We start from the raw sequence: 14,613 nt of genomic DNA on the forward strand, positions 1-14,613 counted from the left end.
ACAGCTTCATTCGCGCGCCCCATCATCCTGACATCGCATGATCGCGTGTTGAGAAGCGCGCTTGATCGTCAGGAGAGTCTTGGAATGAAGCGTCGTGAGTTCCTCCAGCTGTCGCTTGTCACAGCAGCTGCTGCTGCGCTGTCAGGGCGCGCGCAGGCCCAGGCGGACGCGAAGGAAATTCGTATCGGCTACCAGAAGAACGGCGTGCTCGTTATCACGCGGCAGCGTGAGGCCTTGGAAAATCATTTCAAGCCGCAGGGCGTCAGCGTGAAATGGGTCGAGTTCTCCTCGGGCCCGCCGATGATGGAGGCGATGAATGTCGGCAGCGTCGATTACGGCGCGGTCGGCGATTCCCCGCCGATCTTCGCCCAGGCCGCGGGCGCGGCCATCGTCTATGCCGCCGCGCAGCCCATCATCAATGGCTCCGGCATTCTGGTGCCGCAGAATTCGGCAATCACCGCCATCGCCGATCTCAAGGGCAAGCGGGTCGGCTTCACCAAGGGATCCAGCGCGCATAACGTCGTGATCCAGACGCTGGAGAAGGCCGGGCTGACCTATGACGACATCACCCCGGTCTATCTGACGCCGCCGGACGCAGGTCCTGCCTTTGCCAATGGCGGCATCGATGCCTGGGCGATCTGGGATCCGTATTTTGCGATCGCCGAGACCAGGCAGAACGGTCGCATTCTGGTCAAGAGCAGCGATATCACCAAGACCAACGCGTTCTACATCGCTAACCGCGATTTCGCGAACAAGCACGGCGCCCTGCTGCAGCAGATCGTCGATGTCACGACATCGACGGCGAAATGGGCCGAGGCGCATCCCGACGAGGTCGCGAAATCGCTGGCCGCCGTCACCGGCGTCCCGCTCGATATCCAGACCATCGCGGCAAAGCGGGCCGGCTTCTCGGTCGGCCCCGTGACCGACGACATCATTGCGACCCAGCAGGGCGTCGCCGACCGCTTCTTCAAGCTCGGCCTGATCCCAAGGCAGATCGCGATCCGCGACATCGTCTGGCGCAACACCCAGACCTGATCGGCGCGTTTGGTCAATTCAATGCAGAGGATATTCCCATGACGCGTTTATTTCGGCGCTGGGTCGCCCGCGCGGTGCTCTCGCTCAGCATCGTCGCCGCCACCGTCGGCGCCTCCTACGGCCAGGAGAAAGTCGTCCGCATCGGCTATCAGAAATACGGCAAGCTGGTGCTGCTGAAGAGCAAGGGCTCGCTCGAGGAGAAGCTGAAAGCGGTCGGTACCAAGGTGGTGTGGACCGAGTTTCCGTCCGGGCCGCCGCTGCTTGAAGCGCTCAATGTCGGCGCGATCGATTTCGGCAACACCGGCGAGGCGCCGCCGATCTTCGCGCAGGCCGCCGGCGCACCGATCCAGTATGTCGCCTATGAGCCGCCGGCGCCGAAAGGCGAGGCGATCCTGGTGCCGAAGGACAGCCCGATCAAGTCGGTTTCTGATTTGAAGGGCAAGAAGGTCGCGCTGAACAAGGGCTCCAACGTCCACTATCTGCTGGTGAAGGCGCTGGAGAAGGCCGGCGTCAAATATTCCGAGATCGAGCCGGTGTTCCTGGCGCCGGCCGATGCGCGCGCGGCGTTCGAGCGCGGGGCGGTCGATGCCTGGGTGATCTGGGATCCGTTCCAGGCCGCGGCGGAGGCTGCGACCGGCGCGCGCACCGTCGCCGACGGCACCGGCATCGTCGCCAACTATCAGTTCTATTTCGCCTCGAAGAAGTTCCTGCAGGCCGATCCGAAGATCGTCGAACTCGTGCTGGCGCAGCTGAGCGCGGTCGATGACTGGGCCAAGGGCGACATCCAGGCCGTCGCCGAACAACTCGCGCCGAGCATCGGCCTGTCGGTGCCGGTGGTCGAGGTCGCGCTGAAGCGGCAGGCCTACGGCATCAAGCCGGTCACCGACACCGTGATCGCGGATCAGCAGCAGGTCGCCGACACGTTCTTCGCGCTCGGCCTGATCCCCAGACAAATCAAGATTTCCGACGTCGCATGGAGGCCGGGCACGTGAGCACCCCAACCAACGCCAACATCCTCTGGTTCCTGCCGACCCACGGCGACAGCCGCTATCTCGGCACGTCGATCGGCGGCCGCGAGGTGAACTTCAACTATCTGCGCCAGATCGCGCAGGCCGCGGACCAGCTCGGCTATTACGGCGTGCTGCTGCCGACCGGGCGGAGCTGTGAGGACTCCTGGGTGGTGGCATCAGCCGTCGCGCCCTGGACTGAGCGCCTGCGCTATCTGGTGGCGGTCAGGCCCGGCCTGCAGTCGCCGAGCGTTGCCGCCCGCATGACCGCGACCTTGGACCGGCTGTCGAACGGCCGTCTCTTGATCAACGTCGTCACCGGCGGCGATCCGATCGAGAACAAGGGCGACGGCATCTTCCTCGACCACGACGAACGCTACGCGGTGACGCGCGAGTTTCTCAATGTCTACAGCGATCTGCTCGCCGGCAAGACGGTCAATGTCGAAGGCAAGCACATCCGGATCGAGGATGGCCGCCTGCTGTTCAATCCGGTGCAGTCGCCGCGTCCTCCGCTGTATTTCGGCGGCTCGTCGGACGCCGGCATCGACGTCGCGGTCGACACCGTCGACAAATATCTGACCTGGGGCGAGCCGCCGGCGCAGGTCGCCGAGAAGATCGCCAAGGTGAAGGCTGTTGCCGCGCAACGCGGCCGCAAGCTGTCGTTCGGCATCCGCCTGCATGTGATCGTGCGCGAGACCAACGCGGAGGCATGGCGCGCCGCCGACGAACTGATCCAGTACGTCACCGACGATACCATCGTTGCCGCGCAGAAGATCTTTGCGCGGATGGATTCGGTCGGCCAGCAGCGCATGGCGCAGCTGCATGGCGGACGGCGCGACAAGCTAGAGATCAGCCCGAACCTCTGGGCCGGCGTCGGCCTGGTGCGCGGCGGCGCCGGCACCGCGCTGGTCGGCGATCCCCAGACCGTCGCCGCGCGGATCAAGGAGTATCAGGACGTCGGCGTCGATACCTTCATCATGTCGGGCTACCCGCATCTCGAGGAAGCCTATCGGTTCGCCGAGCTGGTGTTCCCGCTGCTGTCGCTGGCGCAGCCGGGCAACGTGACGCCGATCCGCGTCAACACCGGGCCGTTCGGAGAAACCATCGGCAACGACTACCGTCCGCAGAAGCAGGCATCGCAATCATGAGCTTGATCGATTCACTACCACGTGTCGGCGCGCCGAAACTCCCCAAGGTCGACGGCCTGATCCCCTGGATCGTGCCGCTTGCGATCGTACTGGTCTGGCAGCTTGCCTGCGTCACCGGTTTTGTTCCCTCGCGCGTGCTGCCGGCGCCGACCGATGTCGCGCTCGCCGGGTGGAAGCTGCTGCTCTCGGGCGAACTCGTTCGCAATATCTGGGTCAGCTTCTGGCGCGCATCGATCGGCTTCGTGATCGGTGGCGGCATCGGCTTTGCGTTCGGGCTCGCCAACGGGCTGTCGCAGCTGTCGGCGAAGCTCACCGACACCACGCTGCAGATGGTGCGCAACATCCCGCATCTGGCGCTGATCCCGCTCGTCATCCTGTGGTTCGGCATCGACGAGTCGGCAAAGCTGTTCCTGGTCGCGCTCGGCGTGTTCTTCCCGATCTATCTCAACACGCTGCACGGTATCCGCACCGTCGATCCGCAGCTGATCGAGATGGGCCGCATCTACGGCATGACCGACGGCGAGCTGTTCCGCCGGGTGATTTTCCCGGGCGCGCTGCCCTCGATCTTCGTCGGGCTGCGCTTCGCGCTCGGCATCATGTGGCTGACGCTGATCGTCGCCGAGACCATCGCGGCCTCGTCGGGCCTCGGCTACATGGCGATGCAGGCGCGCGAATTCATGCTGATCGACGTCGTCGTGCTCTCGATCCTGATCTACGCCTTGCTCGGCAAGCTCGCCGACAGCGCCTCGCGGGCGCTGGAGCGGCTCACTTTGTCGTGGCACCCCGCCTTCCAGAAGAAGTGAGAATGAGAATGCAAGAAGCGCTTCGTTTCCAGCCCGTCGACGCCGAACCGGTCGACCACGCCGACATCGTCGTGAAGGCGCGGCATTTGCGGCGCGTGGCGGAAGGCGCGGCCCGCGGCCTGTCGCTGACCATCCGCGGCTTGCGCAAGGCGTTCGGCGACAATGAGGTGCTGCGCGGCATCGACCTGCACATCCCGGCCGGCCAGTTCGTCGCGATCGTCGGCCGCAGCGGCTGCGGCAAGAGCACGCTGCTGCGCCTGATCGCCGGCCTCGACGCGCCGACGGCGGGCAGCATCGCCTTCGGTGAAGAACCCCGGGCGCAGGACGTCCGCGTCATGTTCCAGGAGCCGCGCCTGCTGCCCTGGGCGCGGGTGCTGTCCAATGTCGAGGTGGGGCTTGGGCGCGAGCGCTCATCGGCCGACGCGCAGGCCCGCGCCGAGCGGGCGCTGGTCGAGGTCGGCCTCGGCGACAAGCGCGCCCAGTGGCCCTCGGTGCTGTCAGGCGGCCAGAAGCAGCGTGTGGCCCTGGCGCGGGCGCTGGTCAGCCAGCCGCGCGTGCTGGCGTTCGACGAGCCGCTCGGCGCGCTCGATGCGCTGACCCGGATCTCGATGCAGCAATTGCTGGAGCGGGTCTGGCGCGACCAGGGCTTTACCGCGATCCTGGTGACGCACGATGTCGCCGAGGCGGTCGCGCTCGCCGACCGCGTGCTGGTCATCGAGGACGGCCGGATCGCCGAGGATGTCACGATCGACCTGCCGCGGCCACGCCGCCGCGGTTCGGCCGAGCTCGCCGCGCTGGAAGGCGAGATACTGAAGCACCTGCTCGAGGGCAGCGAAGACACGTCCGATCTGTGAGGCCGCCATGAATTCCGTTGTCCGTAATGTTTCGATCGAGCCCGCGGTCTCCGCCACCGAGTTCCGCGGCGCGATGCGCCATCTGACCGGCGGCGTTAGCGTCATCACGGCCGGCCGGGGCAAGGAAATCTCGGGAATGACGGTGACCTCGGTGTCGTCGCTGTCGGTCGAGCCGCCGTCGCTGGTCGTCAGCATCAACCGCGCTGCCTCGTCGTGGCCGCTGATCGCGCGCCATGGCGTGTTCGGCGTCAACATCCTGACCGCGGATCAGCTCGAGATCGCCGAGCGCTTCACCGGCAAGGGCGGCCTGAAGGGCGCCGACCGGTTCACTGGAGCCGAATGGACGACGCGCGCCTCGGGCGCGCCGTTGCTGGTCGGGGCGCTGGCTGCGATCGACTGTGAGGTTGAGGAGGTCATCGAGCGGCATTCGCACGCGATCGTCATCGGTCGCGTGCTCGATGTGATCGCATCGGAGCGCACCGCCGCACTGGCGTATTGGCACGGCGAATATGTCGCGATCGACCGCGACGAAGACGCCGCCAGGCTGGCCGAGGTCAGCCTGCCGTCACGTCACGTTCATCCCCGGGGCGTGCGCTAGCGCGCTGCTTGTCCGGATCAGGCGTCAGAAGACTGCGCTCAGCGACGCCGGGCTGTCGATGATCACGGTGCTGCCGCGGACGCCGGCCCATACGGCCTGGATGGTCTGAGCCGAATTGCCCAGCGGAATGCCGACGACGAGCGTGGTCGGGATGCGGCCAAAGCTCGACGGGGTCTCGTTATAGGTGAAGCTCGCGACCACCGGCGAGACCGCGCCATTGACAGTGACGCCGAACATGCCGCCCGGAATATCGTTGCCGGTGGCGTAGGGATTCGGAACGTTGAGGGTGATGATCGCGGTGGTGCCGACGCCCTCCGGGATCGTCAGGCTGAGGCCTTGCATCGCCGTGAACGTCGCGGAGGTGGTGGACAGGGTGCCGCTGGTCTGCGCGTAAAGGGCCATATCACTCTCCAGTTGTCTAAAATAGAAACACAATAGGAGATTGAATAAGGCAACCGCCCGCAAGACTCAAGGGATGAATGGCAAGGGAACGGCAAGGGGGCCGGCGCGGCATGTTGGCCGTGGCGCTTTGCCGGCCAGCGCACTAAAAGCCGCGGATGTTTCGCAGACGTGACGGTTCGATGAAGCGCGTGGGAGCTTGGCTGTTCTATCTCGTCGGCGCAATCGCCGTCGCGTATCTCGCGCTCTATGCGTATGTGACCTTCACCGGCCGCGACATCACACCCGGCGATCCGATCCGGATCTTTCGCAAGCCCGATGCGCCCAACTATTCGTGAGGCGCGGCAGTCGCGGCGGGATCGCCCGCCGCTTTCCCTTTCTCAGCCGGCGCTCGCCATGCGCTGATAGTCGGGCGCGCCATTGCCGGCGGGGGTGATGGGGATGCCGCCGTCGGCATATTCGTTCAGCTTGTTGCGCAGCGTGCGGATCGAGATGCCGAGGATGTTGGCGGCATGGGTGCGGTTGCCGAGGCAGTGCTTCAGCGTTTCCAGGATCAGGTCGCGTTCGACGTCGGCAACCGTGCGGCCGACCAGCGCGCGGGTGACCTGCTCGGCGGCCAGCGTGGCGTGCGCGACCGCGGTCTTGGCGAGGTCGAGACGGTCGCCGTCGGGGGTCAGGATCGCGTCCGCGCCGATCTCGTCGCCCTGCGCCATCAGGACCGAGCGATGGATGGTGTTCTCGAGCTCGCGGACGTTGCCCTGCCAGCGGTTCGCGGTCAGGACGCGGCGGGCCTCAGTCGAGATCGGGCGGACCGCCACGCCATTGGCCTCGGCATATTTCTTGGCGAAATGCTGCGCCAGTTCGAGGATGTCGGCCGGACGATCGCGCAGCGGCGGGATCTTCAGGTTGACGACGTTGAGGCGGAACAGCAGGTCCTCGCGGAAGCTGCCTTCGCGCACCGCCTCCGACAGATTGCGGTTCGAGGTCGCGATGATGCGGATGTCGACCGGAACCGGCTTGGTACCGCCGACGCGGTCGATCACGCGCTCCTGGATCGCGCGCAGCAGCTTGGACTGCAGCCGGACATCCATCTCGGAGATTTCGTCGAGCAGCAGCGTGCCGCCGGTCGCTTCCTCGAACTTGCCGATGCGGCGCGCCACCGCGCCGGTGAAGGCGCCTTTCTCATGGCCGAACAGTTCGGATTCCAGCAGGTGCTCGGGGATCGCGGCGCAGTTGATCGAGATGAACGGTCGCTTGGCGCGGGCCGAGCGGGAATGGACATAGCGCGCCAGCACCTCCTTGCCGGTGCCGGACTCGCCGGTGATCATCACGGAGGCGTCGGAGCCCGCGATCTGCTGCGCGAGCTTGATCACCCGGCCCATCGCCTCGTCGCGATAGATCAGGTCGCGCGCGTCGTTGGCGACCGCGGCGAGCACCGCTGCGATCAGCTCGGGGTCGGGTGGCAGCGGGATGTATTCCTTGGCGCCGGCATGGATCGCGGCGACCGCGGCGCGGGCATCGTTGGAGATGCCGCAGGCGACGATCGGGACGTGGATGTGTTCGGCCTCGAGCCGCATCACGAGGTCGCGGATGTCGAGACCGACATCGACCAGCAGGAGGTCGGCGCCCTTGCCGCTGCGCAGCACGTTCATCGCCTGCTCGGCGGCCTCGGCATGGGTCACCGAGGCGCCATTGTCCATCGCGATCTTGGTCGCGGTCGTGAGCTGGCCCTTCAGGGTGCCAACGATGAGAAGCCGCATGATGATCTCCTGTTCGTCTGGTCGCGCAGGTTCCGCGCGCTACCGTCTGGTTGTTACGAGCGTTCTGCCTTGATGATTTCGGTCATGGTCACGCCGAGCTTGTCTTCCACCAGCACCACTTCACCGCGCGCCACCAGGCGGTTGTTGACGTAGATGTCGATCGCCTCGCCGACGCGGCGGTCGAGTTCGAGCACGGTGCCCGGTCCGAGCTTCAGCAGGTCGCCGACGTCCATCTTGGAGCGGCCGAGCACCGCCGAGACCTGCACCGGCACGTCGAACACGGCCTCGAGGTCGGCCGCGATGCGCGCGGCATTTTCGTCCTCGTTGTAGCCGATGTCGTCGATCCTGGGCGCGTCGGCGGCGTTGAGATCGGGAAGCGGGACTTGGGTGTCGGTGTCGCTCATGGTTCAGCCCTCAATCCTTCAGCCGGCCTGGCTGCGGGACGCCAGATAGCGCCCGACGAGTTCGTTGATCTTGCCTTCGATCGCGGCGCGCTCCAGCACCACGCCGCCGTCGGCCCATTCGATCCGGCAGTCACCGGTCGCAATCGTGGGCTCGGCCAGGATCACCAGCCGGCCCTGGAAGCCGGAATGCGCCGCCACCCGCTCGATATTGTCCTGCGCCGCCTCGTAGAGCGCGTCATTGATGCGGACCACGAGATGCGGCGTCGCCACCAGATGCGAGAAACAGTCGGAGACCAGCGCGGTGATCTCGCCGAGCGGCTCGCGTGCGACCAGTTCGGAGCAGAGCTTGCGGGCCACCGCGACCGCGACATCGACGGCCTCGGTTTCCATCCGGGTCTCGATGCCGGCGAAGCGGGCGGCGATGCCCTTGATCGCGGTGCCGATCTCTTCCAGCGCCTGCGCCGCGCGGCGGTCGCTCTCGACCTTGGCCTCGCGCAGCGCCGCCTCATAGCCGGCGCGATAGGCCCGCGCCTCGGCGTCGGCGACCTTCTGCGCGACCTCGGCCGGGGTCGGGGCGCGCTCGCGCGAACGGTCCGGCGCCGAGAAGTCGGTGTCGAACAGGAATTTTGCGGGCGCGGCCATCAGTACACCAGCTCGTCGTCGGCGCGGTTCTTGGTCAGGGTGATCTCGCCGCGGGCGGCGAGGTCCTTGGCGAGGTTGACCAGCAGCGCCTGGGCCTCGTCGACGTCGCGCAGGCGCACCGGGCCCATCGCGGCCATGTCGTCCATCAGCATCTTGCCGGCGCGCGAGGACATGTTGCCGAGGAAAAAGCTGCGCACCTCCTCGTTGGCGCTCTTCAGCGCGACGCCGAGCTTGTCCTTGTCGATGTTGCGCATCAGCGTCTGGGCCGAGGCGGAATCGAGCTTGATCAGGTCGTCGAAGGTGAACATCAGCGCCTTGATGCGCTCGGCGGATTCGCGGTTTTCCTCTTCCAGCGAGGTGATGAAGCGGGTCTCGGTCTGGCGGTCGAAATTGTTGAAGATCTCGGCCATCACCTCATGGGCGTCGCGGCGGCGGGTCTGCGACAGGTTCGACATGAACTCGGTGCGCAGCGTCTGCTCGACGCGCTCGATCACTTCCTTCTGCACCGCCTCCATCCGCAGCATGCGGCCGACCACGTCGAGCGCGATGTCCTCGGGCAGGATCGCCAGCACGCGCGCGGCGTGCTCCGGCTTCAGTTTCGACAGCACCACGGCGATGGTCTGCGGGTATTCGTTCTTGAGGTAGTTGGCGAGCACCTCTTCCTGCACGTTGGAGAGCTTCTCCCACATGTTGCGGCCGGCGGGGCCGCGGATCTCGTCCATGATGCCGGTGACGCGCTCGGCCGGCAGATATTGCTGCAGCAGCCGTTCGGTGGCGTCGAAATTGCCCATCAGCGCGCCGGAGGCCGACATCCGCGACACGAATTCCAGCATCAGGTCCTCGACCACGTCGGCCTCGACGGTGCCGAGTGTCGACATGTGGACTGACAGCTCGCGGACCTCCTCGTCGTCGAGCATCGACCAGATCTTGCCGCCATACTGCTCGCCGAGCGCGAGCATCAGGATCGCGGCGCGCTTCGGGCCGGGCAGCGGCTTGCCCTTGGGCCGGGCGCTCTGCCGGTTCGCCAGCGTCGAGAGGACAGTGGCGATGTCGTTGGCGTTGGTGGTCTGGGGTACGGCGGCCATGTCAGTTCTCTACCGGCTCGCTCAGCCATTGACGGACGATGGAGACGGTTTCGTTCGGATTGCGCTCGGCGAGTTCGCCGACCCGGTGCACGGCCTGGGCATGGACCTGGCCCTGGATCTGGGCGACGTCGATCAATTGCGCTGCGCCGCTGCTGCTCGGGATCAGCGCCTGGCCGGGCGCACCGGCGCTCTCGGCATGGGCTTCGGCCAGCGCGGGCAGGCCCGCGCCGCCGCCGAGCGCCGGGATCACGTCTGCCGCCACGATGCGCTTGACCAGCGGGCGGACCACCATGAACAGCACGACGAGGCCGAGCATCATCATGACGCCGAGCTCGATGACGTACATCACGTCATCCTTGGTGAATTGCAGCATGCCGAGCAGGCCGGTCGGCTCCGCGATCGGCTGAGCGGTCGGCGGCTCGGCGAAGCGGAGGTTGACGACCTCGACCTGGTCGCCGCGCTTCTGGTCGAAGCCGATCGCGGAGCGGACCAGGGCGGCGATACGGTCGAGCTGCTCCTTGGTGCGGTCCTGGTAGACCATCTCGCCTTTTTCGTTCTTGGCGTAGGCGCCGTCGACCAGCACCGCGACCGAGATGCGGTTGACGCGGCCGGCCTCGGTCACCTCGGTCTTGGTGGTGCGGGAAATCTCGTAATTGTTGGTTTCCTCGCTCTTCTTGCTCTGGTCGCGGGCGCGGGCGGCGTTGTCCTGGTTCTGGTTGCCCGGCAATTCGTTGTTGACGGTGACCTGGCCGGAATTGTCGGCGGTGAGGCTCGATTCCTCGCGGGTCTGGGTCGAGCGCAGCACGCGGCCTTCGGGGTCGAACTTGTCCGAGGTCTGGGTGATCTTGTTGTAGTCGAAGTCCGCGGAGAGCTGGACGCGGGCGCGCCCGGCGCCGACCACCGAGGAGACGATGTCCTCGACCTGCTTGCGCATCCGCTTCTCGAAGGCGGCGCGGCGCTCGTCGCCGACCGCGGCATCGGCATCGGATTGGGCGCCGTCGGCGAGCAGCTGGCCGGCCTCGTCGACGATCGAGACCCGCTGCGGCTTCAACCCGTTGACGGCGGAGGCGACGACGTGGCGGATCGCGCGGATCTGCTGCGGCTCCAGCGCGCCGCGCACCCGGAGCACGATCGAGGCCGATGGTTCCGGCGTCTCGCGCGAGAACAGCGGCTTTTCCGGCAGCACGAGGTGGACGCGCGCGGCCTGGACGCGGTCGATGGCGCGGATGGTGCGGGCGAGCTCGCCCTCCAGTGCCCGCAGATGATTGATGTTCTGGACGAAGCTCGTGGTACCGAGCGCATCCGACTTGTCGAAGATCTCGTAGCCGACGCCGCCGCCCTTGGGCATGCCGCCCTCGGCGAGCTTCATCCGGAGCCGCGTCACCTTGTCCTTCGGCACCATGATCGCGGCGCCGTCGCTGCGCAGCTCGAACGGGATCGCCTGGCGCTCCAGCTCCTTGATAATGGCCGAGGAATCCTCGGTCGACAGGTCGGTGAAGAGGGTGGTCATCTGGGGCGTGGTGACGCGCATGATGACGAACGCGAAGAAACCGATCAGGGCCGCGGTGACCGCAACCATGGCCGCGAGGCGGGCCGCACCAAGACCTCTGAAGAAAGCAACCAGACTTTGCACCAACGGCCCCCAGGGATTCGGCCCACGCGGGTCCGACTGGGCAAATATTGCCTAGGGTATGGTTTCCATATGGTTAACGAAGATTAAGAACCGCGGCAAAAACGCGGACATGAAAAAAACCGGCTTCGCAAAGCGAGGCCGGTTTTCGTCAAATACCACTCTTTAGGCGAAACTTACTGCCGGTACTGCTGGATACGTGTGGTGCGCAGTCCGGCCAGACCATGCTGGTCGATCGAGAACTGCCAGGAAAGGAACTCATCGACGGTCAACGTGTAGCGGCTGCAAGCCTCCTCAAGGGAGAGCAGGCCGCCGCGGACCGCAGCGACGACTTCGGCCTTGCGGCGGATGACCCACCGCTTGGTACCGGGGGCCGGCAGGTCCGCAATCGTTAACGGGCTGCCGTCAGGCCCGATGACGTATTTCACCCTCGGGCGATGGGGTTCTGTCATGGCGTACTCACAAACTCTCAACCACTGAACTCTCAGGAGGTAAGCTACGCCCACCGGTTTAAAATTTGCCTAAGCCCAAGCGTTCAATACGAATCTCGTTGGAATGGCCGGGAACAGGGCGGCGGATTGGGCGCTCGGAGCCGCGCGCTGCCGGTTATGCGCCTCTTGTCGGGCAGCGGAACAACTGCACCCCTCTCCCTAACCCTCCCCCGCAAGGGGGGCAGGGAACCCTCCCGCCAGTGCGTCCCTCACATGTAATTGGGTTGCTCAACGTGAGATGAGCACACTTATCAGGCTCCCTCCCCCCTTGCAGGGGAGGGCTGGGGAGAGGGGTGGCCCCGGGCGAGATGATCAATTGAAACTCGCTTTCGCAATTCGTCGCGGGTCACGACGTGTGTCGAAAGATTGCCGGACCGACCGTCATCACTTCTCTTTGACAACAGCATAGCGCCGTAACGACGTGCTCTCGTGTGCGTAGGAGTCGTTGTCCGCCCACCGCAGGTGGGCGCGTTTCCCCAATCACTCCATCCGAGCCCTTGTCATGATGATGAACAGACGCACTTTCTCGACCGCCTTGCTTGCGGGAGCTGCAGCTTCGCTGGTGTCCTCGCGCGGCATCGCCGCAACGCAGCCGCCGGTGAAGGCACGCAACGTCGTGCTGGTGCACGGCCTGTTCGCCGACGGCTCGTGCTGGTCGGAAGTCATTCCGCGCCTGCAGGCGGCAGGGCTCAATGTGACATCCGTGCAAAATCCGTTGACCACACTGCCGGAAGCGGTCGCATCGGCGCAGCGTGTGCTCGATCGTCAGGATGGCCCGACCGTTCTGGTCGGCCATTCCTTCTCCGGCATGATTGTCACCGAGGCCGGTGTGCATCCGAATGTCTCGGCGCTGGTCTATGTCGCCGCGCGCGCACCCGATGCGGATGAGGACTACACCGCGCTGGCCAAAACCTATCCGACGCCGCCCGCGAGCGCCGGCATTGTGTTCGATGGCGACGAGGGTCGGCTGAGCGAAGAGGCGTTCCTGCGCGATTTCGCCGGCGACATCCCGGAAGCCAAGGCGAAGGTGCTCTATGCCGTGCAGCAGCCGTTCCACAAGCAATTGCTGGCAGGCAAGACCAGCCACGCGGCCTGGCGCAGCAAGCCGAGCTACTACGCCGTCTCGGCCGAGGACCGCACCATCAATCCGGATCTCGAACGTTTCATGGCCAAGCGGATGGGCGCCACCACGATCGAGGTGAAGGCCAGCCATCTCGCGTTGATTTCACAGCCCGAGCCGATTGCGCGGCTGATCCTCGAGGCCGCGGGCCGGTCGGAGTGAGCATCGGCGGCAAGCATGCTTCGGCAGCGAGCTCCGTTTCGCCTCCCCCCGCGTGTGGGGAGAGGTCGGAATGGTTGCGTCGCGAATGCGTGTGCGGCCGAACGTGGCAAATAGCCGATGTCCGGCACGATCCAAATCAAGGGCAGTACGTCGACGGAGCGGTGACGGCTGTCAGCTGTGCATCAGGAACGGTCCCGTGTGCGCGATCCTCAACTTTCCGATTTGTAGCGGCGGCGGGCATTTTCCGATCAACTGCGCCCACCGCAGGCTTGCGCTTGGTGCTGAGCGCGTTCAGGAGCGCCGCGACGGCGGTCATCATCAAGACGCCGCCGAGACTGAGCGCGATCTGCATCGCAAGCCGGTTCGAGATGTTGAACAGATCAAGCTGGCTGACCAGCGCCAGGAGAACGCCGAGGCAATAGATCGGTAGCGAATTCTCGCCACACCACCGCGCGCTGCGCAGGATCGGCGTCGATAGTCCTCGCCAACTCTCGGGAACAAGCCATGACGCCACGATCGCGAGAGCCAGGAAATGAAGTAGCCGCAACGGGCTCAGATTCGATTTGTCCGATGGAAATAGCAGGTCCGTCAAGGCCTGCGGCGCCACCGGCTTGACATGCTGGCCGAGTGCAATGACCAGGCTTGTCGCGAGAAAGAGAGTGGAAAGGACCAGCGCAGGCCGCGACGTTATCCAATCCCGGATTGTCTTCCCCTCGATGACGTACCATGCGCCCAGCACGACCAGAAACTGCCATGCCAGCGGGTTGAAGAACCAGACGCCGTCGGGCCAGGCGGGAATGCACCAGCCGAAGACGTGCACCAGCGCATAAAGCAACAGCGAAACGCCTAGCGTCACGTTTGGTGCGCGCAGCAGCAGCCACAACAACGGTGCGAACAACACGTGGCAGATCACAAAGACCGGCAAGACATCGGTATTGACAGGGCGGAATTGCAGGATTGCGGCGTGCGCAAGCGTCGCGCCCGGATGCTCGAACAAGACCCGCGTATTGCTGTCGTCGGCGAGACGATCGCTGCCCGCGACGTAGACGAGCACTGCGCAAGCGAGCGCGAGCAAGAGAAAGGCGGCATAGATATCCCATGCCCGCCGCAGCGAACGGCCGATCACGCCTCTCCAGCCGTCACGTTGACGGGCTCTGCCGTAGGCCAGCGCGCAAGTCACGCCCGAAATGAACATGAAAATCTCGGCCGCATCGCAGAAGCCGTAGTTGCGCAGCGTCAGCCAGCTTCCGACGTTATTTGGAATGTGGTCGAGAAAGATCCACCATAACGCGATCCCGCGACAGACGTCGATGCGCGGGTCGCGATCGGTCGATCTGAATTCCGGCGGAGTTTCGCCGATCATTCGCTTCGAGGTGTGGGTTCGGTCATGCATCTGTCGATCTGTCCGGCGCGCGCGTACGGCCTCATCGGGCGCAGGTCCATGCGACGCTTGGATGCTCCAATGCGTGCGCGTG

The 14,613-nt window shown here is 65.5% G+C and carries 16 protein-coding genes; 8 read left to right on the plus strand and 8 right to left on the minus strand.

The features are described from left to right. The first annotated feature begins 84 nt into the window (after positions 1 to 84). The 6 genes from AC066Y_RS28340 to AC066Y_RS28365 are packed head-to-tail and all read left to right on the plus strand — an operon-like array spanning position 85 to position 5,445. Positions 85 to 1,035 (plus strand): sulfonate ABC transporter substrate-binding protein, encoded by a 951-nt coding sequence (locus AC066Y_RS28340; protein ID WP_478276739.1) that lies wholly within the window; start codon positions 85 to 87, stop codon positions 1,033 to 1,035. 38 nt (positions 1,036 to 1,073) lie between these two features. Beyond that, positions 1,074 to 2,027 (plus strand): sulfonate ABC transporter substrate-binding protein, encoded by a 954-nt coding sequence (locus tag AC066Y_RS28345; protein ID WP_478276740.1) that lies wholly within the window; start codon positions 1,074 to 1,076, stop codon positions 2,025 to 2,027. Continuing rightward, positions 2,009 to 3,190 (plus strand): FMNH2-dependent alkanesulfonate monooxygenase, encoded by a 1,182-nt coding sequence (gene ssuD, locus AC066Y_RS28350; RefSeq protein WP_456760983.1) that lies wholly within the window; start codon positions 2,009 to 2,011, stop codon positions 3,188 to 3,190. The genes AC066Y_RS28345 and ssuD overlap by 19 nt, the downstream gene beginning before the upstream one ends. Beyond that, the gene (locus AC066Y_RS28355; protein ID WP_092117282.1) at positions 3,187 to 3,993 is read left to right on the plus strand and encodes an ABC transporter permease subunit; all 807 of its coding nucleotides are present in this window, start codon (positions 3,187 to 3,189) and stop codon (positions 3,991 to 3,993) included. The genes ssuD and AC066Y_RS28355 overlap by 4 nt, the downstream gene beginning before the upstream one ends. An 8-nt stretch (positions 3,994 to 4,001) precedes the next feature. Continuing rightward, positions 4,002 to 4,847 (plus strand): ATP-binding cassette domain-containing protein, encoded by an 846-nt coding sequence (locus tag AC066Y_RS28360; protein WP_478276772.1) that lies wholly within the window; start codon positions 4,002 to 4,004, stop codon positions 4,845 to 4,847. A 7-nt stretch (positions 4,848 to 4,854) separates the two neighbouring features. Beyond that, the gene (locus AC066Y_RS28365) at positions 4,855 to 5,445 is read left to right on the plus strand and encodes a flavin reductase family protein (RefSeq protein ID WP_092117278.1); all 591 of its coding nucleotides are present in this window, start codon (positions 4,855 to 4,857) and stop codon (positions 5,443 to 5,445) included. Between the two features lie 24 nt (positions 5,446 to 5,469). On the opposite strand, the gene AC066Y_RS28370 is transcribed toward AC066Y_RS28365, so the two are convergent. Then, positions 5,470 to 5,847: a hypothetical protein gene (locus AC066Y_RS28370; RefSeq protein ID WP_478276741.1), complete on the minus strand. Its 378-nt coding sequence runs from the start codon at positions 5,845 to 5,847 to the stop codon at positions 5,470 to 5,472. Positions 5,848 to 6,002: 155 nt separating this feature from the next. Between AC066Y_RS28370 and AC066Y_RS28375 the strand changes: the two genes are divergently transcribed. Next, positions 6,003 to 6,182, plus strand: coding sequence for a hypothetical protein (locus AC066Y_RS28375; RefSeq protein ID WP_478276775.1), 180 nt, complete (start codon positions 6,003 to 6,005; stop codon positions 6,180 to 6,182). Positions 6,183 to 6,224: 42 nt separating this feature from the next. Here AC066Y_RS28375 and flbD read toward each other — a convergent pair whose 3' ends face one another. The 6 genes from flbD to sciP form a co-directional block, all read right to left on the minus strand. Then, a complete protein-coding gene (flbD, locus tag AC066Y_RS28380) occupies positions 6,225 to 7,604 on the minus strand; it encodes a sigma-54-dependent transcriptional regulator FlbD (RefSeq protein WP_478276742.1) in 1,380 nt (459 codons plus the stop codon). A 53-nt stretch (positions 7,605 to 7,657) separates the two neighbouring features. Then, positions 7,658 to 8,008, minus strand: a complete 351-nt coding sequence (fliN, locus tag AC066Y_RS28385; RefSeq protein ID WP_456659307.1) for a flagellar motor switch protein FliN — start codon at positions 8,006 to 8,008, stop codon at positions 7,658 to 7,660. 18 nt (positions 8,009 to 8,026) lie between these two features. After that, positions 8,027 to 8,650: a FliH/SctL family protein gene (locus AC066Y_RS28390; RefSeq protein WP_478276743.1), complete on the minus strand. Its 624-nt coding sequence runs from the start codon at positions 8,648 to 8,650 to the stop codon at positions 8,027 to 8,029. Further along, positions 8,650 to 9,735, minus strand: coding sequence for a flagellar motor switch protein FliG (gene fliG / locus AC066Y_RS28395; RefSeq protein WP_021077001.1), 1,086 nt, complete (start codon positions 9,733 to 9,735; stop codon positions 8,650 to 8,652). Before fliG ends, AC066Y_RS28390 begins: the two co-directional genes overlap by 1 nt. A 1-nt stretch (position 9,736) precedes the next feature. After that, complete coding sequence (gene fliF / locus AC066Y_RS28400; RefSeq protein ID WP_478276773.1) at positions 9,737 to 11,314, minus strand: flagellar basal-body MS-ring/collar protein FliF; 1,578 nt, start codon at positions 11,312 to 11,314, stop codon at positions 9,737 to 9,739. 227 nt (positions 11,315 to 11,541) lie between these two features. After that, positions 11,542 to 11,817, minus strand: coding sequence for a CtrA inhibitor SciP (gene sciP / locus AC066Y_RS28405; RefSeq protein ID WP_002714638.1), 276 nt, complete (start codon positions 11,815 to 11,817; stop codon positions 11,542 to 11,544). Between the two features lie 541 nt (positions 11,818 to 12,358). Here sciP and AC066Y_RS28410 point away from each other — a divergent pair. Beyond that, on the plus strand, positions 12,359 to 13,138 hold the full coding sequence (locus tag AC066Y_RS28410; RefSeq protein ID WP_342726624.1) for an alpha/beta fold hydrolase: 780 nt from the start codon (positions 12,359 to 12,361) through the stop codon (positions 13,136 to 13,138). Between the two features lie 136 nt (positions 13,139 to 13,274). On the opposite strand, the gene AC066Y_RS28415 is transcribed toward AC066Y_RS28410, so the two are convergent. Continuing rightward, positions 13,275 to 14,501: an OpgC family protein gene (locus AC066Y_RS28415; RefSeq protein WP_478276744.1), complete on the minus strand. Its 1,227-nt coding sequence runs from the start codon at positions 14,499 to 14,501 to the stop codon at positions 13,275 to 13,277. Positions 14,502 to 14,613 lie beyond the last annotated feature (112 nt).

The organism is Bradyrhizobium sp. USDA3010 (assembly GCF_056429065.1).